General features: G+C 68.7%; 22 protein-coding genes. 5 read left to right on the top strand and 17 right to left on the bottom strand.

Features of this window, described 5'->3' with window-relative positions; genetic code table 11:
* Positions 1-39 precede the first annotated feature (39 nt).
* From ubiB to infC, 8 genes are all read right to left on the bottom strand, one after another.
* Entirely contained in the window at positions 40-1,626 is a 1,587-nt protein-coding gene (gene ubiB / locus J3S89_RS15710; RefSeq protein ID WP_217928677.1) for a 2-polyprenylphenol 6-hydroxylase, read from the bottom strand.
* A gap of 4 nt (positions 1,627-1,630) precedes the next feature.
* Positions 1,631-2,458: a bifunctional demethylmenaquinone methyltransferase/2-methoxy-6-polyprenyl-1,4-benzoquinol methylase UbiE gene (gene ubiE, locus J3S89_RS15705; protein WP_217928676.1), complete on the bottom strand. Its 828-nt coding sequence runs from the start codon at positions 2,456-2,458 to the stop codon at positions 1,631-1,633.
* Positions 2,459-2,619: 161 nt separating this feature from the next.
* The gene (locus tag J3S89_RS15700; RefSeq protein ID WP_217928675.1) at positions 2,620-3,051 is read right to left on the bottom strand and encodes an acyl-CoA thioesterase; all 432 of its coding nucleotides are present in this window, start codon (positions 3,049-3,051) and stop codon (positions 2,620-2,622) included.
* Positions 3,052-3,155: 104 nt separating this feature from the next.
* Positions 3,156-3,374, bottom strand: coding sequence for an alkylphosphonate utilization protein (locus J3S89_RS15695; protein ID WP_217928673.1), 219 nt, complete (start codon positions 3,372-3,374; stop codon positions 3,156-3,158).
* Between the two features lie 83 nt (positions 3,375-3,457).
* Entirely contained in the window at positions 3,458-3,823 is a 366-nt protein-coding gene (gene rplT, locus J3S89_RS15690) for a 50S ribosomal protein L20 (RefSeq protein ID WP_217928671.1), read from the bottom strand.
* A gap of 42 nt (positions 3,824-3,865) precedes the next feature.
* Entirely contained in the window at positions 3,866-4,063 is a 198-nt protein-coding gene (gene rpmI / locus J3S89_RS15685) for a 50S ribosomal protein L35 (RefSeq protein ID WP_217928669.1), read from the bottom strand.
* 228 nt (positions 4,064-4,291) lie between these two features.
* Positions 4,292-4,879, bottom strand: a complete 588-nt coding sequence (locus J3S89_RS15680) for a putative glycolipid-binding domain-containing protein (RefSeq protein WP_217928668.1) — start codon at positions 4,877-4,879, stop codon at positions 4,292-4,294.
* A gap of 118 nt (positions 4,880-4,997) precedes the next feature.
* On the bottom strand, positions 4,998-5,537 hold the full coding sequence (infC, locus tag J3S89_RS15675; protein WP_217929177.1) for a translation initiation factor IF-3: 540 nt from the start codon (positions 5,535-5,537) through the stop codon (positions 4,998-5,000).
* 318 nt (positions 5,538-5,855) lie between these two features.
* On the opposite strand from infC, the gene J3S89_RS15670 reads away from it, so the two are divergent.
* Positions 5,856-6,641, top strand: coding sequence for an alpha/beta hydrolase (locus J3S89_RS15670; RefSeq protein WP_217928667.1), 786 nt, complete (start codon positions 5,856-5,858; stop codon positions 6,639-6,641).
* 59 nt (positions 6,642-6,700) lie between these two features.
* Here J3S89_RS15670 and J3S89_RS15665 read toward each other — a convergent pair whose 3' ends face one another.
* The 6 genes from J3S89_RS15665 to J3S89_RS15640 form a co-directional block, all read right to left on the bottom strand.
* Entirely contained in the window at positions 6,701-8,329 is a 1,629-nt protein-coding gene (locus J3S89_RS15665; RefSeq protein WP_217928666.1) for an ABC transporter ATP-binding protein, read from the bottom strand.
* On the bottom strand, positions 8,326-9,432 hold the full coding sequence (locus tag J3S89_RS15660) for an ABC transporter permease (RefSeq protein ID WP_217928665.1): 1,107 nt from the start codon (positions 9,430-9,432) through the stop codon (positions 8,326-8,328). Before J3S89_RS15660 ends, J3S89_RS15665 begins: the two co-directional genes overlap by 4 nt.
* Before the next feature lie 2 nt (positions 9,433-9,434).
* Positions 9,435-10,535, bottom strand: coding sequence for a microcin C ABC transporter permease YejB (locus J3S89_RS15655; protein WP_217928664.1), 1,101 nt, complete (start codon positions 10,533-10,535; stop codon positions 9,435-9,437).
* Positions 10,536-10,554: 19 nt separating this feature from the next.
* The gene (locus J3S89_RS15650) at positions 10,555-12,441 is read right to left on the bottom strand and encodes an extracellular solute-binding protein (protein ID WP_217928663.1); all 1,887 of its coding nucleotides are present in this window, start codon (positions 12,439-12,441) and stop codon (positions 10,555-10,557) included.
* On the bottom strand, positions 12,438-14,306 hold the full coding sequence (locus J3S89_RS15645; RefSeq protein WP_217928662.1) for an extracellular solute-binding protein: 1,869 nt from the start codon (positions 14,304-14,306) through the stop codon (positions 12,438-12,440). Before J3S89_RS15645 ends, J3S89_RS15650 begins: the two co-directional genes overlap by 4 nt.
* Before the next feature lie 202 nt (positions 14,307-14,508).
* A complete protein-coding gene (locus J3S89_RS15640; RefSeq protein WP_217928661.1) occupies positions 14,509-15,051 on the bottom strand; it encodes a c-type cytochrome in 543 nt (180 codons plus the stop codon).
* A gap of 225 nt (positions 15,052-15,276) precedes the next feature.
* Between J3S89_RS15640 and J3S89_RS15635 the strand changes: the two genes are divergently transcribed.
* Both J3S89_RS15635 and J3S89_RS15630 read left to right on the top strand, forming a co-directional pair.
* Positions 15,277-16,053 (top strand): 3-deoxy-manno-octulosonate cytidylyltransferase, encoded by a 777-nt coding sequence (locus J3S89_RS15635; RefSeq protein ID WP_217928659.1) that lies wholly within the window; start codon positions 15,277-15,279, stop codon positions 16,051-16,053.
* Complete coding sequence (locus J3S89_RS15630; RefSeq protein ID WP_217928658.1) at positions 16,050-16,937, top strand: prephenate dehydratase; 888 nt, start codon at positions 16,050-16,052, stop codon at positions 16,935-16,937. The genes J3S89_RS15635 and J3S89_RS15630 overlap by 4 nt, the downstream gene beginning before the upstream one ends.
* Before the next feature lie 93 nt (positions 16,938-17,030).
* Here J3S89_RS15630 and moeB read toward each other — a convergent pair whose 3' ends face one another.
* The gene (moeB, locus tag J3S89_RS15625) at positions 17,031-17,810 is read right to left on the bottom strand and encodes a molybdopterin-synthase adenylyltransferase MoeB (RefSeq protein WP_217928657.1); all 780 of its coding nucleotides are present in this window, start codon (positions 17,808-17,810) and stop codon (positions 17,031-17,033) included.
* Positions 17,811-18,015: 205 nt separating this feature from the next.
* Between moeB and J3S89_RS15620 the strand changes: the two genes are divergently transcribed.
* Both J3S89_RS15620 and J3S89_RS15615 read left to right on the top strand, forming a co-directional pair.
* The gene (locus J3S89_RS15620) at positions 18,016-18,684 is read left to right on the top strand and encodes a response regulator (RefSeq protein WP_217928656.1); all 669 of its coding nucleotides are present in this window, start codon (positions 18,016-18,018) and stop codon (positions 18,682-18,684) included.
* Positions 18,681-20,063: a sensor histidine kinase gene (locus J3S89_RS15615; protein WP_217928655.1), complete on the top strand. Its 1,383-nt coding sequence runs from the start codon at positions 18,681-18,683 to the stop codon at positions 20,061-20,063. Before J3S89_RS15620 ends, J3S89_RS15615 begins: the two co-directional genes overlap by 4 nt.
* Positions 20,064-20,130: 67 nt before the next feature.
* Here the strand turns inward: J3S89_RS15615 and J3S89_RS15610 are convergent, their stop codons facing one another.
* Complete coding sequence (locus J3S89_RS15610) at positions 20,131-20,997, bottom strand: ABC transporter permease (RefSeq protein WP_217928654.1); 867 nt, start codon at positions 20,995-20,997, stop codon at positions 20,131-20,133.
* Between the two features lie 11 nt (positions 20,998-21,008).
* Positions 21,009-21,827 (bottom strand): ABC transporter ATP-binding protein, encoded by an 819-nt coding sequence (locus J3S89_RS15605; RefSeq protein ID WP_217928653.1) that lies wholly within the window; start codon positions 21,825-21,827, stop codon positions 21,009-21,011.
* Positions 21,828-22,025: the final 198 nt, after the last annotated feature.

Raw genomic sequence — 22,025 nt, 5'->3', positions numbered from 1 at the left:
CCGTCCGCGTGGCTCCGACCGAGGTCGGGCGGACATATATTAGGATGTCATCATGACATAGGCGATCACCGCCAGGGAAGCGGCACCGACCGCCAAAGCCACCCGTTCGAGGCGACCGCGTCGATGGGTCTCGGCGGCGAGCGCGGCGACCGTCTCGGCATCGAGGCGCATACCGCCCTCGGCCCAGCGCGCGGCGGCGCCGGAGACGGCGTCGAGCCGCTCGACGAGGCGCGGCAGGGCGAGCGCGAGACGGCCGGCGGCGCCGGCACTGGCGCCGACGTCGGCGAGACGAGCGCCGGGGCCGAGGTTCTTCTCGACCCATTCGCGCACCACCGGCTCGGACACCGACCACAGATCGAGATCGGGATCGAGGACGCGGCCGACGCCTTCCACCACCACCATGGTCTTCTGCAACAGGATCAGACGCGGCTGCGTCGCCATGTCGAAGACCTCGGTGTATTCGAAGAGCTGGCCGAGCAGACCCGCCATGGAGATCTCGCTCGGCGGGCGGTCGTGCAGCGGCTCGCCGACGGCGCGCAGCGCCTGGGCGAAGACCTCGACGTCGTGGGACGGCGGCACGTAACCGGCGTCGAAATGGACCTGGGCGGTGCGGACGTAGTCGCGGGTGATGAAGCCGTAGAGGATCTCGGCGAGGAAACGGCGCTCGGACGGGGCGAGGCGGCCGGTGATGCCGAAATCGACGGCGACGAGATCGCCTTTCGCGTCGACGAACAGATTGCCCTGGTGCATGTCGGCGTGGAAGAAGCCGTCGCGCATGGCGTGGCGCAGGAAGGACTGCATCACCACCCGGGCGAGACGGACCGGATCATGGCCGGCGGCGGCGAGTTTCTCGCCCTCGTTGAGCTTGATGCCGTCGATCCATTCGAGCGTCAGGACGCCGCGCTGGGTGCGCTCCCAGTCGACCGTGGGTACCCGGAAGTCGGGGTCGTCGCGGGTGTTCTCGGCCATTTCCGAAAGCGCCGCCGCCTCGAGGCGCAGGTCCATCTCGAGGCGGACCGAGCGGGCGAGCGTATCGACGACCGCCACCGGGCGGAGGCGCCGGGTGAAGGGCAGGAGCCGCTCGATCAGCCGGGCGGCGAGATAGAAGGCGTCGAGATCGCGCCGGAACCGGATCTCGACGTCGGGTCGCAGCACCTTCACGGCCACGTCGGTCTCCACGCCGTCGCGGGAGCGGACGCGGGCCTTGTGGACCTGGGCGATCGAGGCCGCCGCCACCGCGTCGCCGAAGGAGACGAAGAGCGCGTCGAGCGGCTTGCCGAGCGCCTTGGCGACGATCGTCCGGGCGAGATCCGACGAGAAGGGCTCGACCCGGTCCTGGAGGGCTTCCAGATCGTCGGCCATGGCGCGGCCGACCACGTCGGGGCGGGTGGCGAGGAACTGGCCGAGCTTGACGTAGGAGGGGCCGAGGCGATTGAGCGCGCGGCTGGCGCGCAGGCCGCGCGAGACGCCGTCGGCCTCGCGGCGCTCGATCAGCCCGGCCGCCCACAGCACCACGCGGCCGATCGCCGGGGGATCCGGCGGCGCCATGGCGGTGAGCACGCCCTCGCGCGCCAGAACCCATCCGGCCCAGGCGAGCCGGAACACCGAACCGATCGCCCCGCTCATGATCTCAGATCTTCCAGCCGGAGTGCAGCGCGGCGATGCCGCCGGTGAAATTGGTGTAGTCGACGCGCGAGAAGCCGGCGTCGCGGATCATCTGGGCGAATTTCTCCTGGGGCGGGAACTTGCGGATCGATTCCACCAGATAGCGGTAGGGCTCGCCGTCGCCGGCGATGGCACGGCCCATCAGCGGGATCAGATTGAAGGAGAAGGCGTCGTAGATCTTGTCGAGGCCGGGGACGACCACGGCGGAGAACTCCAGCACCAGGAGGCGCCCGCCCGGCTTCAAGACCCGGTAGGCCTCCTTCAGCGCCTTGTCGATGCGCGGCACGTTGCGAATGCCGAAGGCGATCGTATAGGCGTCGAAGCGGTCGTTTTCGAAGGGCAACTCTTCCGCGTTGGCCTCGACGAAGTCGAGATTGGCGGAGAGGCCGCGCTTCTCGGCGCGCTCGCGGCCGACGCCGAGCATCGAGGCGTTGATGTCGGAGACGGTGACGTGAGCCTTGCGATCGGACTTCTCGACGATGCGGAAGGCGATGTCGCCGGTGCCGCCGGCCATGTCGAGCACCGTGTAGGGGCGACGGCCGAGGCGCGGCGGCGACAGTTTCGCCACCATCGCGTCCTTCCACAGCCGGTGCAGGCCGCCGGACATGACGTCGTTCATGACGTCGTAGCGGCTCGCCACCTTGTGGAAGACGTCGTCGACCAGATGCTGCTTCTCGGAGAGCGGCACCTCGGTGAAGCCGAAGGAGGCGGTCGCCTCTCCACCCGGCCCGGCGCTCGGCGCCTCGGCCGGCGTGGGACGGGGGGCGGTGGCGGCGGCGGGATCGTGCGACATGGGAAGGCTCCTGACTGCGCCGGACCATAGCCGAAGCCGCGCGCCGACGCCAATGCCCCGACCGTCGCGCCGGGATGCCCCTCCGCGGTGGGTCTCCCACGAAGAACCGCTTCGTTCGCCCCCCCGGGGCACCTTCTCCCGCGAGGGGAAACGGTGGGCGGTCAGGCCTCGTCGGTGAGGTGGAGCGCCTTCAGCCGGGCGATCGCGGCCTCCCCGAAGGGGGTGGAGCGGCGGGTGGTGCCGTCGACGAGGACGACGACCGAGGTCGCGCGGGCGCAGAGACGGCCGTTCTGGAACAAGGCCTGCGCGACGTGGATCGAGGAGCGGCCGACCCGCGACACCGCCGAGCCGATCTCGACCGTGCCCGGCCACAGGATCTCGGCGACGAGATCGATCTCGATGCGGGCCAGCACGAAGGACTGGCCGGGCTCGAGCAGCGAGTGCTCCGCATCGAGAATCAACTCGACGCGGCCGGTCTCGAAGAACGTGCCGAAGACCGCGTTGTTGACGTGACCCTGACGGTCGGTATCGCCGTAGCGCAGCTTGTCGTAGGCGCGGGCGGGGAAGGACTCGAGCGTCGGCGGGGTGGTCATTGGGATCTCCGGTGGTCCCGATCGAGACGCGCCGCCGGGACCGCTCGGCGCGGTCCCATCATCGCAGACTGCCACCCCTGTCCGTCAAGTCCCTGACGAATTGGTCAGGCCTTCTTGAGGAACTCGGTGCGCAGCACCAGGCCCTTGACCTTCTCGGCGTTGCACTCGATCAGGTCGGGATCGCCGGTCAGGCGGATGTTCTTGACCAGGGTGCCGCGCTTCAGGGTCACCGAGGTGCCCTTGACCTTGAGGTCCTTGATCAGGGTGACGCTGTCGCCGTCGGCGAGCAGATTGCCGTTGGAATCGCGGGTCTCGTCGGACATGGTCGTTCCTCTCTCTCGACGGGCTTTCTCAAACAAAAACCCCGCGCGGGAGGCGCGGGGTCTTCGAAGACGGGATCGGGCGATCAGGCTGCGAGCGCGGCCTGGGCCTTTCCGACCAGGGCCGCGAAGGCCTCCGGCTGGGTGATCGCGAGATCGGAGAGGACCTTGCGGTCGACTTCGATGCCGGCCTTGTTGAGGCCGTCGATGAAGCGCGAATAGGTCATCTCGGCGGCGACCTGACGGACACCGGCGTTGATGCGCTGGATCCACAGGGCGCGGAAGTTGCGCTTCTTGGTCTTGCGGTCGCGATAGGCATAGATCATGCCCTTCTCGACGGCCGCCTTGGCGGTACGGATCGTATTCTTCCGGCGGCCGTAGTAACCCTTGGCGGCCTTCAGAACCTTCTTGTGCTTGGCGTGAGCGGTGACACCGCGCTTGACACGAGCCATGGCTGGTTATCCTTCAGATATCGTGAGGTCGAGGGCCGCGGCTCAGCCGTAGGGCATGAACTGCTTGACGATCTTCGCATCGCAATCGGCGAGCACCGTGGTGCCGCGCGCGTCGCGAATGAACTTCGTCGTCCGCTTGATCATGCCGTGGCGCTTGCCGGCCTGAGCGACCTTCACCTTGCCAGTGGCCGTGAGCTTGAAGCGCTTCTTGGCGCCGCTCTTGGTCTTCATCTTGGGCATTTGGCTCTCTCGTGGTTGGGACGCGAAAACGGCGGCGCCCGAAAAAGCACCACCGGCCACGCGATCGACGATCGCGCGTGAACCCTCGCGTCCTGTGTTCGACTGTGCGGGTTCGAGCCTTCATGAACCGCCACGGCATGCCCTTTGATCAGCCGGTCGGTTCGTGAGACGGCGGGCTTTATAGGCGCGCCTCGGCGGGAATGCAACGGCCGGGGCCGCGAAAAGCGCTCACGGCGCCGCGACACGCTCGACGAGCGCGCCGAAACGCTCGGGCACGCCGTCCTCGTCGAGATCGACCTCGAGGCCGGTCTCGCCGAGGGTGACGGCGAGGTGCCGGCCGGCGGCGCTCGGCTTCAGCGTCACCGCGATCTTGGCGATCGCGAGATCCGGAAGGGAGACGTGGATCGCCTCGAGCGCCTGCGCCTTCTCCGCCTTCTTGGCCAACCGCTTCACCAGGGCCATCAGGCCGAAGGGGGAGCCCTCGACGAAGACGTCGAGAATGCCGGCGAAGTCCTTGCGCGGCTTGCCCTCGCCGTCGGTCCAAGCGCCGTAGCCGTCGTGGCGCAGCGCCACGGTGGCGCCGCCGAGGCGGGTGAGGTGGAGCGAGCGGACGCAGGCCCATTCGGCGTCGATGCCGATGCGCCAACGGGCGCCGAAAGCGGTCTCGCCCTCGCCGCCGATGGCGACACCCTCGGCGGTGATGCCGGTCTCCGCGATCTTCAGGTCGACGTGCTCGAGGCCGATCGCCGCATCCGCCCCCTCACCGTCGCCGCCCCGCAGGGTCCGCCAGCGCAGGGACCGATGGGTTCCGCTCATGGTCGGCACTCCGAGGACGGTTGGAGAGAGGGTCCGGCATCACGAGGCGCGGGACCGAGGCCGTTCGACACGACGCGGCGACCGAGCGCCGCGTCGGGAGAGGATCGATCGACGCCGCTCAGCGCGGCGCCAGGATCATGATCATCTGCTTGCCCTCGAGGCGGGGCTCGGACTCGACCTTGGCGACGTCGGCGACGTCGGTCCGCACGCGGTCGAGAACCTGGACGCCGAGGTCCTGATGGGCCATCTCACGGCCGCGGAAGCGCAGCGTGATCTTGACCTTGTCGCCTTCCTCGAAGAACTTGCGCGACTGTTTCATCTTGACGTCGTAGTCGTGGTCGTCGATGCCCGGACGGAGCTTGACTTCCTTGATCTCGACGACCTTCTGGTTCTTGCGCGCCTCGGCGGCCTTCTTCTGCGACTGGTACTTGAAGCGACCATAGTCGAGAAGCTTACAGACCGGCGGCACCGAGTTGGGGGCGATCTCGACGAGGTCGAGGCCCTGCTCTTCGGCGCGATCGAGCGCGTCGTAGAAGGAAACGACGCCGACGTTGACGCCTTCTTCGTCGATCAACTGGATCTGCGGGGTACCCCGGATCTCTCGATTGATACGCGGCCCTTCCTTGGGCGGCGGCGGTGCGCGAAACGGACGGCGAATGGTCGTGATCTCCTCTCGATGATCGGGGGCGCGCCTCGCTCGACGACCGATCGCGAGCGCGATCGGGGGTCGGACTGGTCCTGTGACGAAAGCCCCGCGCGCGTGACGCCGAGGCCATCGATCGACGAGGATGAGCGCGCCGAACCGTTGGACCCGACAATTCGCCGATTTTGCCGGGAAGTCAACGCCGAGATCGCGTCGCGACGGGGCGAGACACCCTCGCGGAGGGGGGTGAACCCGGCATTCGGTGAAGAAATCCCTCCCCTCGTCGGTCGGGATCGGCTACCTCCGGGAGGGTCGAAGCCGAAAGAGGACAGCATGAGCGCAGAGGTCGAGACGATCACCGTGGGTGCGGGCGCCGAGGCGCGGACGATCGCGGTGAAGCGCCGGTCCGGGCGCGGCCCGGACCTGATCTGGCTGGGCGGTTTCCGTTCCGACATGGAGGGCACCAAGGCGCTGGCGCTCGACGCCCATGCCGCCGCGCGTGGGCTCGCCTTCACCCGCTTCGACTATTCCGGACACGGGGTCTCGAGCGGGCGCTTCGAGGACGGCACGATCTCGCGCTGGGCGGAGGAAGCGGCGGCGGTCTTCGCCGCGACCGAGGGGCCGCAGATCCTGATCGGCTCGTCGATGGGCGGATGGATGAGCCTTCTCACCGCGCGCGCCCATCTGGCCGGGGTCGGGCGCGCGAACTCGCGCATCGTCGGCATGGTCCTGATCGCGCCGGCGCCCGACTTCACCGAAGCGCTGATGTGGGCGAGCTTCTCCGAGGAGATCCGCCGGACCATCCTCGACGAGGGGCGCTACGCCGAACCCTCGGCCTATTCCGACGAGCCCTATGTGATCACGCGCGCGCTGATCGAGGACGGACGGCGCAACCTCCTCCTCGGCGGGACGATCGAGACCGGCTGCCCGGTCGCCATTCTCCAGGGCAAGGACGACGAGAGCGTGCCGGTCGCCCACGCGCTGCGGCTCACCGAGCGGCTGGCGCTCGACGACGCCACGCTGACGCTGGTCGACGACGGCGACCATCGTCTGTCGCGGCCGGAGGACATCGATCTGCTGCTGCGGACCGTCGACGAGATGATCGGTCGGGTCGGCTGACCGGGTCGACGGATCCCCGGGGCGAGCCCGGGGACGACGGTCTCCGGCCCGGAGACCGTCTATTGCCGGACCGCCCCCTCGACCGCCTCGAGGCGAAAGGCGGCGGCCATCAGGGCCTTGGTGTAGTCGGTCTTGGGCCGGTCGAAGACCTCGACCGCAGGGCCCTGCTCGACCACCTTGCCGTCCTTCATCACGATCACCTCGTTGGCGAGCGCGCGGACGACCTTCAGGTCGTGCGAGATGAAGAGATAGGCGAGGCGATGCCGCGTCTGGAGGTCGCGCAGGAGGTCGACCACCTGGGCCTGGACCGACATGTCGAGCGCCGAGGTCGGCTCGTCGAGCACCACCACCGCCGGTTCCAGGATCATGGCGCGGGCGATCGAGATGCGTTGGCGCTGGCCGCCGGAGAACTCGTGGGGGTAGCGATGGCGCGTCTCGGGGTCGAGGCCGACCTCGCCGAGCACGCGGATCACCGCCGCCTCACGCTCTTCGGCCGAGAGGCCGGGGCGATGGACCTCGAGCCCCTCGGCGACGATGTCGGCGACCGAAAGGCGCGGCGAGAGCGAGCCGAACGGATCCTGGAAGACGATCTGCGCCTCGCGGCGGAGCGGGCGCATCGCCTTGGCGCCGAGACCCTGGACGTCGCGGCCGAGGACGACGATGCGCCCGTCGGAGGGGATCAGCCGCAGCATGGCGAGGCCGAGCGTCGTCTTGCCGGACCCGGATTCGCCGACGATGCCGATAGTCTGGCCGGCGCGCAGCGTCACGCTGACCCCGTCGACCGCCTTGACGTAATCGACCGTGCGACGCAGGAAGCCGCGCTTGATCGGGAACCAGACCTTGAGGTCGTCGGCCTCGGCCACCACCGGCGCGGAGAGGTCGGCGACGGGCGGGTCGCCCTTGGGCTCGGCCGCCAAGAGCTTCCTCGTATAGTCGTGGCGCGGCGCGGCGAAGATCTCGGCGGTGGGTCCCGCCTCGACGATCTCGCCTCGCGTCATGACGCAGGTGCGATCGGCGAATTTGCGGACGATGCCGAGATCGTGGGTGATGAACAGGATCGCCATGCCCATGCGGGTCTTGATCTCGGCGAGGAGCTTCAGGATCTGCGCCTGGACGGTGACGTCGAGGGCTGTGGTCGGCTCGTCGGCGATGAGGAGATCGGGCTCGTTCGCCAAGGCCATGGCGATCATCACGCGCTGGCGCTGGCCGCCGGAGAGCTGATGGGGGAAGGCGTCGAGCCGGTCCTCGGCGCGCTGGATGCCGACGGCCTTCAAGAGTTCGAGCACGCGGGTGCGCGTCGCCATGCCGCGCGAGACCTCGTGCAGTTCGATGATCTCGGCGACCTGTTTCTCGATCGAGTGGAGCGGATTGAGCGAGGTCATCGGCTCCTGGAAGATCATGGTGACGTCGGCGCCGCGCACGGCGCGCAACTCCCGTTCCGACGCCTTCAGGAGATCGGTGCCCTTGAAGAGGATCTCCCCGGAGGGGTGGGAGGCGGCCGGATAGGGCAGAAGGCGCGGGATCGACAGGGCCGTCACCGACTTGCCGGAGCCCGATTCGCCGACCAGCGCCAGCGTCTCGCCGCGAACGATGTCGAAGGAGACCCGATCGACGGCGAGCTGAGTCCTGCCGCCTTGGGTGAAGGCGACGGAGAGGTCGCGGACGGAGAGGAGGGGCTGATCCGTCATGCGAAGGTCTTTCTCGGATCGAAGGCGTCGCGGACCGCTTCGCCGACGAAGATCAAGAGGCTCAACATCAGCGAGATCATGAAGAAGCCGGTCAGGCCGAGCCAGGGGGCCTGGAGGTTGTTCTTGCCCTGCGCCAGCAGTTCGCCGAGCGAGGGCGAGCCGGGCGGCAGGCCGAAGCCGAGGAAGTCGAGCGAGGTCAGGGTGGTGATCGAGCCGTTGAGGATGAAGGGCATGAAGGTCAGCGTCGCCACCATGGCGTTGGGGAGCAGGTGGCGGACCATGATCGAGAGATTGCCGACGCCGAGCGCCTTGGCCGCACGGACGTATTCGAAGTTTCGAGCGCGCAGGAACTCGGCGCGGACCACGCCGACGAGGCTGACCCAGGAGAACATCAACAGGATGCCCAAGAGGATCCAGAAGCTCGGCACGAACATCGAGGAGACGATCAGCAGGAGATAGAGGTGGGGCAGCGACGACCACACCTCCATGAAGCGCTGGAAGCCGAGATCGATCCAGCCGCCGAAATAGCCCTGGATCGCGCCGGCGGCGACGCCGACCGCCGAGGAGACGATCGCCAGGACGAGGCCGAACAGGACCGAGATGCGGAAGCCGTAGAGGATCCGGGCGGCGACGTCGCGGGCCTGATCGTCGGTGCCGAGCCAATTCCAGTTGCCGATGGTGCAGCCGGGATCGTTCACCCCTTGCGGATAGCGCTCGCAGCGCTTCTCCTCGTCGTACATCCACGACGGCTTGGCCGGGGCGGGGTCGGGGATCTCGTTGTTGGGCGTGTTGTAGGAATAGCGGATCGGCGGCCAGATCATGAAGCCGTGGGCCTCGATCTCGTCGCGGATCACGGGATCGCGATACTGGGTCTGGGGCAGGAAGCCGCCGAACTTCTCCTCGGGATAATCTTTGAGGAGCGGCGAGAGGACCTCGCCCTTGTAGACGATCAGGATCGGGCGATCGTTGGCGATCAGCTCGGAGAAGAGCGAGATGCCGAAGATCACCAGGAAGATCACCAGCGACCAGGCGCCACGACCGTTCGCCTTGAAATTGGCGAGGCGGCGGGCGTTGAGGGGCGAGAGTGGCCGAAGAAGAGCCATGGTCACGCCTCCCGGCTCTCGAAGTCGATCCGCGGATCGATCCAGGTGTAGGTGAGGTCGGAGATCAGATTGACCAGGAGACCCATCAGCGAGAACACCCAGAGCGTGCCGAAGACGACCGGATAGTCGCGGTTGACGAGGCTCTCGAAGCCGAGGAGGCCGAGACCGTCGAGCGAGAAGATGGTCTCGATCAGCAGCGAGCCGCCGAAGAAGGCGCCGATGAAGGCGGCCGGGAAGCCGGCGATCACGAGCAGCATGGCGTTGCGGAAGACGTGGCCGTAGAGGACGCGGCGCTCGGGCAGGCCCTTCATGCGGGCGGTGACGACATATTGCTTGCGGATCTCGTCGAGGAACGAGTTCTTGGTCAGGAGCGTGGTGGTGGTGAAGGCGGCGAGCGACATCGCGGTCAGCGGCAGCACCAGATGCCAGAGATAGTCGAGGATCCGCATCGGCCAGGACATCTGGCTCCACCCCTCCGACGTCAGACCTCTGAGCGGGAAGAGATCCCAGAACGAACCGCCGGCGAAGAGCACGATCAGGAGGATGCCGAAGAGGAAGCCGGGGATCGCGTAGCCCACCACGATCGCGGCCGACGTCCACACGTCGAAACGGGAACCGTCGCGGACCGCCTTGGCGATGCCGAGCGGGATCGAAATGCCGTAGGAGATCAGCGTCATCCACATGCCGAGCGAGATCGACACCGGCATCTTCTCCTGAACCAGTTTCAGGACCGAGATCGAGCGAAAATAGCTCTCGCCGAGATCGAAGACGGCATAGTTCTTCATCATCAGCCAGAAGCGCTCGAGCGGCGGCTTGTCGAAGCCGAACTGTTTCTCGAGCTTCTTGATGAACTCCGGATCGAGACCGCGGGCGCCGCGATATTTGGAGCCGACGTCGCCGCCACCACCGCCCTGGACGCCGCCGAAATCGCCGCCGCCGCCGGAGACGCGGGCGGTGGCGCCGACGTCGGTGCCGGTCACCTGGGCGATGACGCGCTCGACCGGGCCGCCGGGGGCGAACTGCACGATGACGAAACTGATCGCCATGATGCCGATCAGGGTCGGGATCATCAGCAACAGACGGCGGAGGATATAGGCACCCATGGGGGCTCCGTCTCTCTGGTCACAGACCCTTGCCGAGGGCCTTCGCCCGGGCCGCGTCGACCCACCAGGTCGATTCGATGGCGCGATCGTAACGCGGTTTCACCTTCGGGCGCTCGTAGACGTCCCAGGCGGCGATCCAGTGGTCGGCCTTGTACCAGTGCGGCACCCACCAGCGCCCGGCGCGCAGCACCCGATCGAGGGCATGGGCGGCGGTGAGCTGGACCTCCCGCGTCGGAGCGGCGAGCAGGGTCTCGACCAGCGCGTCGACCGCCGGGTCGGCGATGCCGGCGAGGTTGTTCGAGCCGGGCGTGTCGCGCGACGACGAATGCCAGAACTGGCGGACGCCGTCGTCCGGCGTCGCGCCGAGCGACCAACGCCGGCTGACCACGTCGAAATCGAAGTCGGTCACGCGCTTCTCGAACTGGGAGGGATCGACGACACGTTCGCGGGCGTCGATGCCGAGGGCCCGCAGATTGTTGACGAAGGGGCCGGTGATGCGGGCGAAGCTCGTCTCGGCCTCGAGGAACTCGATCTCCATCGGCCGTCCGCGCGCGTCGACCAGACGGTCGCCCTTGCGGGTCCATCCGGCCTCGGTCAGGAGCACCGAGGCGCGTCGGAGCAGGGAACGGTCGCGGCCCGATCCGTCGGAGACCGGCGGCCGCCACGCCTCGCCGAAGACCTCGTCGGGGACCTTGCCCCGGAAGGGCTCGAGCAGCGCGCGTTCCGCCGCGTCGGGCAGGCCCGTCGCCTCCAGCTCGGAATTGACGAAGAAGGAGGGCGTGCGCAGGTAGGAGCCGAAGAAGAGGTTCTTGTTCGACCATTCGAAATCGAAGGCGAGGCCGATCGCCTCGCGCACGCGCGGATCGGCGAAGATCTCGCGCCGGGTATTGAGAAACCAGCCTTGCGCGCCGGAGGGCGAATGGTCCTCGAGTTCGATCTTCTTCACCCGGCCGTCGGCGAGGGCGGGGAAATCGTACTGCGTCGCCCAGGCGAGCGAGACGAACTCCTCGCGCAACGTGGTGGCGCCGGCCTTGAAGGCCTCGAAGGCGGCGGTGCGCTCGCGGTAGAAGTCGTAGCGGATGGTGCGGAAGTTCCAACGCCCCCGGGCGACCGGGAGATCGGCGCCCCACCAGCCGGCGACGGCCTCGTATTCGATGAAACGGCCGGCCTCGAACCGCCCGACCCGATAGGGGCCGCAGCCCGGCTCGGGCTCGAGGCTCGAGGCCTCGAAGTCGCGCTTCGCCCACCACGCCTTCGACAGCACCGGCATCGTGGCGACGATCGCCGGCAGACCGCGCCCGCGCTTCTGCGAGAGCCGCACCACCACCCGATCGAGGGCCGCGGCTTCGGCCGAGACCATCTCGCGCAGGAGTTCGGAGATCTGCGGGTGGCCCTTGGCCTTCAGGGTGGTCAGGGAGAAGACCACGTCGTCGGCGGTGACCGGCGCCCCGTCGGAGAAGCGCGCGGCGGGGCGCAGGCGGAACACCAGCGTGGCGCCGCCGTCGCGGATCTCCAGGCTCTCGGCGACGAGACCATAGACCGCGTCGGGCTCGTCGTGGGCGCGGGTCATCAGCGCGGCGCGGGTCAGGTCCATGCCGACGGCGGCGTCGCCCTTGAGGATCAGATCGTGCAGCGAATTGAAGGTCGAGGGGTTCTGGTTGGTCGACCAGGTCGCGGCCTGGGTGAGGAGGGCGCCGCCCTTGGGGGCGTCCGGGTTCACCCAGTCGAAGCGGGTGAAGTCGGCCGGATATTTCAGATCGCCGAAGATCGAGAAGCCGTGACGCGCCCCTTCGACGGGCGCCGCCGCCCCCTCCTCGGCCCGCGCGGCGCGGGGGATCGGAAAGGCGAGGCCGGCGGCGGCGAGCGCCAGCGTCTCGCGGCGGGTGAGGCGCGGGCGCGAACTCACTTGGCGGCCCCGGTCTTGGCGGCGGCGGCGGCGTCCCACCACCAGATCGCCGGGAAGCCGGGCGACTGGGTCGGCAGGGGATCGGGATGGCCGAAGCGGTTCCACCGCGCCATGCGGGTGTCGGCCGAGGTCCAGCCGGGGATCACGTAGTGGTTCCAGAGCAGGACCCGGTCGAGCGCGTGGGTGGCGGCGACCAGTTCGGCGCGATCCCCGGCGAAGAGGATCTTCTTGATGATCGCGTCGATCGCCGGGTTCTTGATGCCGCCCCAGTTCTGCGACCCCTCCTGATCGGCGGCCTGCGAGCCCCAATAGTTGAGCTGCTCGTTGCCGGGCGAGAGCGACTGCGCCCAGCCGGAATAGATCATGTCGAAGTCGCGGGCGCGGACCCGGTTGATGTATTGGGAGGAGTCGACCGTGCGGATCGAGAGGTCGACGCCGATCTTGGCGAGGCTCTCGCGCCAGCGGACCGCGACGCGCTCGAAGGCGGGGCCGTTGGTGAGAAACTCGATCTTGAAGGGTTCGCCGGTCTTGGCGGAGACGAGGGCGCCGTTCCGGATCACCCATCCCGCTTCCGAGAAGAGCTTCAGGGCCTCGCGCAGATTGGAACGGGCGGCGGTGCCGTCCTTGGCGACCGGATTGGCGAAGGGCTTGGTGAAGACCTCGGGCGGGATCGGCCCGGCCTTCTCCGCGTCCTTCAGGATCGCCAGTTCCGCCCCTTCGGGAAGGCCGGAGGAGGCGAGTTCGGTCGGATAGAAATAGCTCGGGATACGGTCGTATTCGCCGAAGAAGACGGTGCGGTTCATCTCCTCGTAGTCGAGCGTGTAGGAGAGCGCCAGACGCACGCGCGGATCGGCGAACTTCTCGCGGCGCAGATTGGGCACGAAGGCCGACATCACGCCGCGGCCCTTGATCGGGATCTTCTCGAGGATCACCCGGCCCTCGGCGCGGGCCGGGAAGTCATAGGCCGTCGCCCAGTTCTTGGCGGTGTTCTCGAAGCGCACGTCGTAGCCGTCGCCCTTGAAGGCCTCGATCTCGACGGTCTCGTCGCGGAAGAACTCGTAACGGATCTCGTCGAAATTGGCGGTGCCGACATGGCTCGGCAGATCCGCGCCCCACCAATCCTTGACGCGCGCGTAGACGACGTTGCGGCCGGGATCGAAACTCGCGATCCGGTAGGGGCCGGAGCCGAGCGGCGGTTCGAGCGTCGTCTCGGTGATCGCGCGCTTCTTGCCGTCGGGGCCGATGCCCTCCCACCAGTGCTTCGGCAAGACCGTCAGCTGGCCGACGATCTGCGGCAGCTCGCGGTTTCCCGCCTGATCGAAGACGAAGGTGACCTCGTGGTCGCCCGTGGCCGTCACGGACTTCACGTGCTTGTAATAGAAGGCCTGGCTCGGATTGTTGGTGGTGAGCGCGTGGAACGACCACACCACGTCCTCCGCCGTGATCGGCCGGCCGTCGTGCCAACGCGCCTTCGGGTTCAGCCGATAGGTGGCGGAGGAATAATCGGCCGGCCAGGTCACCGCCTCGGCGATCTCGCCGTATTCGCTGGAGACCTCGTCGAGGGCCGAGGTCATCAGCGTCTCGTAGACGAGATCCATGCCGGCCGCCGGATTGCCCTTGGCGATGACCGGATTGAAGCTGTCGAAGGTGCCGGTGTCGGAGAGGCGCAGCGTACCGCCCTTGGGCGCCTTCGGATTCACGTAGTCGAAATGGGTGAAGCCGGCGGGATATTTCGGCTCGCCCATCAGCGAGACGCCGTGGCGCCAGACCCGATCGTCGGCGCGGGCGGGGCCGGCGAGAAGCGTGGTGGCGCCGAGGGCGAGGGCGAGGACGAAGGGGACGACGGCAGGGCGGGCGGGGCACATGGGCGGGCGGTCTCGCGAGGGTCGGGTCCGTGGGCCTCCCACCGAAGCGGAAGATTCGGGCGAGAATATACCGCCTGAACCGATTGCGAACCCCGTCGGCGTCGATCCCGTTCACAATGGGTCGAACGCGATCACGAAAGCACGAGGCCGGGATCGCTCCCGGCCTCGACGGACATGACGTAGGGACGCGGGGGGCGCCGGCTCAGGGCACCGCCACCGGAGCGTCGGACATCGAATTCAGGAAGGTGATCACGTCGGCGCGGTCGCCGGGATCGGGGAGGCCGGCGAAGCCCATCGCGGTGCCGGGGACGAAGCCCTTGGGGTTGGCGAGGAAGTGATCGAGGTCCTCGAAGGTCCACTTCTCGCCCGCCTTGCCGCGATCGGCCATGGTGCCGGAATATTTGAAGCCTTCCATGTGCGCCTTGGGGCCGCCGACGACGCCGTAGAGATTGGGGCCGACCTTGGCCGGGCCGCCCTTGTCGTTGCCGTGGCAGGAGGTGCACTTGGAGAAGACCTTCTTGCCGCGGGCGGCGTCGGCGGTCTTGAGGCGAACGTCGATCGGCTCGACCTTGGCGGCGGCGGGCGCGGCGGCCTTCGGAGCCTCACCGGCGGCGGCGACGGCGTAACCGGGCTTGGTCGGCATCTCCGGCTCGAAGATGAAGCTCGAGGTCATGCCGACGACCATCGCCCAGATGCCGGCGCCGAAGAGCGCTCCGGCGAACTTGTTGATCTCGTGAAAATCCATGGGTTGCTCCGCCCCTTGTCACCGCGCCGATCGACGTCGCGGCCTTCGCTCTCCGGTCCGACGACGCCTCTCCTTCTCCTCCACCGAGCCGGCCGAGTCGAGTTCGCCGAAGGTCTGGGGCGTCGAGCGGGACACTACGTGCTTTCCCGCGAGCCTGTCCATATCTATAAGGACGCACGTTTTCTCGTCGTCGCGCCGCGACGGCGCGACCGCGAGACCCCGCCGATGCCGACCGACCACCCCTCGCCTCTCGTCCTGATCCCGGCCCGCCTCGCCGCGACGCGCCTGCCCGGAAAGCCGCTCGCCGACGTCTGCGGCGTGCCGATGATCGTCCAGGTGTGGCGCCGCGCGTGCGAGGCCGACATCGGCCCGGTCGCGGTCGCCACCGACGACGCGACCATCTTCGCGGCGGTCAAGGACCATGGCGGCGAGGCGGTGATGACCCGCGCCGACCACCCCTCCGGCTCCGACCGCATCTTCGAGGCGCTCGGCCGGCTCGACGCGCAAGGCCGCCACGACGCGATCGTCAACGTCCAGGGCGATCTGCCGACGATCGACCCGGCGGCGATCCGCGCCGCCGTCCGTCCGCTCGCCGATCCCGCCGTCGACGTCGCGACGCTCGCCGCCGAGATCGTGCGCGAGGAGGAGCGGACCAACCCGAACGTGGTCAAGGTGGTGGGATCGCCGATCGGCGACACGCGCCTGCGCGCCCTCTATTTCACCCGCGCCACCGCGCCCTGGGGCGAGGGGCCGCTCTTCCACCACATCGGCCTCTATGCCTATCGTCGCGCCGCGCTCGAACGGTTCGTCGGCCTGCCCCCCTCGCCGCTCGAGCGCCGCGAGAAGCTCGAGCAGCTCCGGGCGCTCGAGGCGGGGATGCGGATCGACGTCGAGATCGTCGCCACCGTTCCCCTCGGCGTCGACACGCCCGACGATCTCGAGCGCGCCCGCGCCATTCTCTCCGCCGGCAACGGCGACCATTCCGCGAAGGACCCGTCATGACCGGCCGCAAGAAGATCGTCTTCCAGGGTGAACCGGGAGCCAATTCCCACATCGCCGCCCGCGAGGTCTATCCCGACTTCGAGGCGATCCCCTGCGCCACCTTCGAGGACTGCTTCGCCGAACTCGAGAACGGCACCGCCGATCTCGGCATGATCCCGATCGAGAATTCGATCGCCGGCCGCGTCGCCGACATCCATCATCTGCTGCCGCAGTCGAACCTGCACATCATCGGCGAGTATTTCCTGCCGATCCGCCATCAGCTGGTGGCGCCGAAGGGGGCGACGCTCGCCGGCCTGAAGTCGGTGCAGAGCCATCCGCAGGCGCTCGGCCAGTGCCGCGAACACTTGCGCGATCTCGGCCTCAAGCCCGTGGTCGGCGCCGACACCGCCGGCTCGGCCCGCGAGATCGCGCAGGCCGCCGATCCGGCCCGGGGCGCCATCGCCTCGCGGCTCGCCGCCGAGATCTACGGCCTCGACATCCTCAAGGCCGACGTCGAGGATCAGGATCACAACACCACCCGCTTCGTGATCCTCTCCAAGGAGGATCTGCGCGCGGCGCCGGGCGTCGGGCCGATCATGACGACCTTCGTCTTCAAGGTGCGCAACGTGCCGGCGGCGCTCTACAAGGCGCTCGGCGGCTTCGCCACCAACGGCATCAACATGACCAAGCTCGAGAGCTACATGGTCGACGGCTATTTCACCGCGACCCAATTCCTCTCCGACGTCGAGGGCCATCCGAGCGAGCGCGGCCTCACGCTGGCGCTCGAGGAACTCGGCTTCTTCGCCGACTATCGGATCCTCGGCGTCTATCGCGCCGCGCCGTGGCGCGAGACCATGAAGGAACCGGCCTCGCGCAGCCTGCGCCCGCAGATCCGGGGCATGTGAGACGGTCCGGCGGAACGGGTGATCCCACCCGGCTCGCGCCGGACATTCTCCCCGTTCGCCGGCTCACGCCGTACCCTCGTTCCTCTCGCCGACTCACGCCGGTTGGGGGACCTTCGGCACCGTGGTGTTCGGGTTGCGGTGGTAGTCGATCGTGTCGAAGCGCATCGTCTTCAGGTCGACCATCAGGAAGCGGCGGATCAGCGGTTCGCCGACGCCGGTGATCAGCTTCAGCACCTCGGTCGCGGCGAGCGTGCCGAGCACGCCGACGACGGCGCCGAGAATGCCCGCCTCGACGCAGGCCGGCACCAGACCGGGCGGCGGCGGCTCGGGGAAGAGGCAGCGCCAACTCGGGTTCGGCTCGCCGTCGGCGCCGGTCTCGTAGGGTTTCAGCGTGGTGATCGACCCGTCGAATTCGGAGACGGCGGCGGTGACCAGCGGCCGCCCCACCGCGAAACAGGTGTCGGCGGCGAGAAAGCGGGTGGTGAAATTGTCCGAGCCGTCGACGACGACGTCGTGATCGGCGACGAGGGCGGCGGCGTTGGCCGGCGTGAAGCGGGCGGCGACCGTGTTCACCACGACGTTGGGATTGATCCTGAGCATGGCGTCGCGCGCGCTTTCGACCTTGAGGCGGCCGAGATCGGGCGTGCCGTGGATCACCTGGCGCTGGAGATTGGAGAGCGACACCGTGTCGTCGTCGACGGTGGTGATGGTGCCGACGCCGGCGGCGGCGAGATATTGCAGGATCGGCGCACCGAGACCGCCGGCGCCGATGGCGAGCACACGGGCCGCCTTCAGTTTCTGCTGACCGGGGCCGCCGACGTCGGCGAGCACGATGTGGCGCGCGTAGCGCTCGAGTTCGTCTTCGTTGAACATGGCCACACGATAATCCCGCCGGCGCTCGCCCGCCAGCCGGGTCGCGACGACGGATCGTCTCGGTGCCGCGATTTTCGACCAAGGTCGCGGATCGCCTCGCGCGCCGACGGCGCGCGTCCCACCCTTGCCGAGGGCGGGGCGACAGGGTCATGATCACCGCCCGATCGGTGGGACGGGCCCGCCGACGCGCCCGTGGTCGCGTCCCATGCGTCTGCTTCTGGCCGAGGACAATCGCGAGCTGGCCGAATGGCTCGCTCGGCTGTTGCGCCGCGAGAACTACACGATCGACCTCGTCCACGACGGCGAGGAGGCCGAGGCCGCGCTGCGCATCGGCGGCCACGATCTGGTGATCCTCGATCTCGATCTGCCAGGCCTCGACGGCTGGGAGATCCTGAAGCGGTTTCGCGCCCGCGACACGGCGACGCCGGTCCTGATCCTCACCGCCAACGACGCGGTCAGCGCCCGGGTGCGCGGCCTCGACGCCGGCGCCGACGACTATCTGATCAAGCCGTTCGAGCCGAGCGAGCTCGAGGCGCGGATCCGCGCCCAGTTCCGCCGCACCCGCCCCAACCGGGCGATGGAGGTGCGGTTCGGCCCGCTCGTCTACGACGGCACCACCCGCGCCTTCACCCTCGCCGAGGCGCCGCTGGCGCTGACCCCGCGCGAGAGCGCGGTGCTCGAGGCGCTGATCCTCAAGAACGGCAAGCCGGTGCGCAAGGAGAGCCTCTACGACACCGTGTTCGGCGTCGACGAGGAGGCCAATCCGGCGGCGATCGAGATCCACGTCCACCGGCTGCGCAAGAAGCTCGAGGGGTCGGGGGTCGCGGTGGTGACGATGCGCGGCCTCGGTTATCTGCTCGGGACCGAGCGATGAGGCGGGCGAGCCTTCGGACCGAACTCTTGCTGCGTCTCGGCGTGCCGCTCGCGGCGCTGGTGCCGTTCAACGTCGGAACCACCTATCTCGACGCCCGCTCCACCGCCGATCTCGTCCAGGACCGCACGCTGACGGCCTCGGCGCGGGTGATCGCCGAGCGGATCCAGAGCATCGACGACGTGATCGAGGCGCCGATCCCGCCGGCGGCGCTCGAGATGTTCGTTTCCGACGAGCCCGACCGGGTGGTCTATCGGGTTCTCGACCCCGACGGCGACCTGATCACCGGCTATGCCGACGGCCCGATGCCGCCGACGCCGCCGAAGGGGCTCGCGCCCATGCATTTCGACGGGATGTTCCAGGGGCGGCCGGTGCGCGCGGTGGCGCTGGCGCAGCCGATCGTCTCGGCCGCCGGCACCCGCAACGGTCTGGTCGTGGTCGGCTCGACGCTCAGGAACCACGATCGGCTGGTCTCGGAACTTTGGCTCAAGGCCCTGCGCGATCAGGTGCTGCTGGTCGCCGCCGCCTGCGTCCTCGCCGTCTACGGACTGACGCGGGGGCTCGCCCGGCTGACGCGCCTGCGCGACCGCGTCCTCGCGCGCGATCCCGAGCGTCCCGACCGGCTCGCCGACGAGGCGCTGCCGAACGAACTCCGCCCCCTCGCCACCGCGCTCGACGACGCCTTCGTGCGGATCGAGGGCGACGTGGCGATCCAACGCCGTTTCGTCGCCAATGCCGCCCACCAGTTGCGCACGCCACTGACCATCCTCAAGACCCAGGCGAACGTCGGTCTCGCCGAGGCGAGCCCCGAGGCCGCGCGCGAGGCGCTGCGCGCCGTCGACCGTTCGGTCGGGGCGATGAACCGCCTCGTCAATCAACTGCTGTCGCTCGCCCGCGCCGAGCGCGGCACCGACGCCCTGCGCAAGGCGCCGCTCGATCTCGTCGCGGTGTTGCGCGGCCGGCTCGACGATCTCGCGCCACTGGCGCTGGAGCGCGGCGTCGATCTCGCCTTCGAGACCGAGGCCACCGCCCTCCCCTTCGTCGGTCACGAGACCCTGCTCGGCGAGATCGTGGTCAATCTGGTCGAGAACGCGCTGCGCCACGCGCCGGAGGGCGGCGAGGTGGTGGTGCGGCTCACCTCCGGGGACGGCGCGATCGAGCTCACCGTCGAGGACACCGGGCCGGGGATTCCCGAGGCCGAGCGGGAGCAGGTGTTCGAGCGCTTCCACCGGCTCGATCGCTCCGATCCGAGCGGCACCGGCCTCGGCCTCTCGGTGGTGCGCGAGGCGATCGCCGCCCACGACGGGACGATCGCCCTCGGGCCGCGCGCCGACGGGCGATCGGGCCTCAGGGTGATGGTGCGGTTTCCGGTGTCGGCGTGAGGGAAAGAAGACCCCGCCCCGGAGGGGGCGAGGTCGAGTGGTCGCGGTCTTCCGTGGGAGGCGCCGGTCAGGTCTGTTCGCCGTGCGGCTGCGGCCGCCATTTGGCGAGTTTGTGCTCGAGCCGGGTCATCGCCCAGTCGGCGGCGAGCGCCACCACCATGATGATGACGATCGCGGCATACATGCCCGCGGCGTCGAAGGAGCCCTTGGCGACGTTGATCAGCAGGCCGATGCCGTAGCGCGAGCCGACGAACTCGCCGACGATGGCGCCGACGATGGCGAAGCCGAAGGAGACGTGGAGCGAGGCGAAGATCCAGCTCATCGCCGAGGGCACGATCACCGAGCGCGTCAGCTGCCACGGCGAGGCGCCGAGGATCTGGGCATTGGCGATCATGTTGCGGTCGGCCTCGCGCACGCCCTGGAAGGCGTTGGAGAAGACCACGAAGAACACCATGACGAAGGAGAGCGCCACCTTCGAGCCGAGGCCGAGGCCGAAGATCATGATGAAGATCGGCGCCAGCACGACGCGGGGGATCGAGTTGATCACCTTGATGTAGATCGAGAAGACGTCGGCCAGCATGCGGTTGCGGCCGAGCGCGATGCCGACCACGATGCCGGCGGCGGCGCCGGTGAAGAAGCCGATGAGGCTCTCCTCCATGGTCACCCAGAGATGGAACCACAGCGGTCCCTCGGCGGTGCCCTCGGTCATCCATTCCCACAGCCGCGCGACGACCGCGGTCGGCTGGGAGAAGAAGAAGGGATCGATCAGGCCGGTCGCGGCGGTCAGTTCCCAGCCGCCGAGGAAGGCGACCAGGATGGCCCAGCGCCAGGCGAGGACCTTGTAATGGCGCAGGCGCGCGGCGCGGGCGCCGGGGGTCTCGCCGGCGGCGAGACTTTCGCCGATGGCGGCGGGCAGCGTGGTGACGTCGGTCATGGCGTCCCTCCTCAGGCGGCCGAGCGGGAATAGCCCGCCTGAACTTCCTCGCGCAGATCGTTCCAGATCGTGTGCGAGATCTCGATGAAGCGGGGCTGGTAGCGAATGTCGGCGACGACGCGCGGGCGCGGAAGATCGATCGTGTAGATCGACTTCACCGTGGCCGGGCCGTTGGTCAGCACATAGACCCGGTCGGCGAGGGCGATCGCCTCCTCGAGGTCGTGGGTGACGAAGATCACCGAGGCCTGCTGCTCCGACCACAGGTTCAGAAGCTCCTCGTGCATCACCACCCGGGTCTGCACGTCGAGCGCCGAGAAGGGCTCGTCCATCAACAGGATCTTGGGCTCGTTGATGAAGGTCTGGGCGAGCGCCACGCGCTTCCGCATGCCGCCGGAGAGTTGATGGGGATAGTGGTTCTCGAACTTGGCGAGGCCGACCCTCTTCAGCCAGGAGCGCGCGCCCTCGTAGGCCTCCTCCTTGGACCGCCCACGGAAGAGCGGGCCGGCGACGACGTTGTCGACCACCGTGCGCCAGGGAAAGAGCGCGTCGGTCTGGAAGACGAAGCCGACGCGCGGATCGATCCCCGTCACCGGCTCGCCGAAGATCCGCACCGCCCCCAGTGTCGGCCGCGACAGGCCGGAGACGAGGCCGAGGGTGGTCGACTTGCCGCAGCCGGTCGGGCCGACCACCGCGACGAACTCGCCGCGACCGACGGTCATCGAGAAATCGCGGATCGCCGTCATCGAGCGGCCGTCGGGGGTGAGGAAGCGACGCTCGACGTCGATCAGTTCGACGGCCGGGCCGTCACCGGGGGGAGAAATCGTGGCCATGGGGCTCCTGCGGCCGACGCGTCGCCGCGCCGCCGTCCGAGAAGGGATCGGGAGAGAGAGGGATTTCTCGGAGCGGCCGGGGCCGGTCCGCGGATCTCGTTCGGAGTGCGGAAAATTCCGACCCGTCGGACCTGGTGCGGAGGGCCTTCATCCCGAGGAGCGCCGAAGGCGCGTCTCGAGGGACGAAGGGCCGAGAGG

The organism is Pinisolibacter aquiterrae (assembly GCF_019160155.1).
GTDB classification, from domain to species: domain Bacteria; phylum Pseudomonadota; class Alphaproteobacteria; order Rhizobiales; family Ancalomicrobiaceae; genus Pinisolibacter; species Pinisolibacter aquiterrae.
The sequence above is the reverse complement of the archived record's forward strand: the minus strand, read 5'-3'. Positions and strand labels throughout refer to the sequence as shown.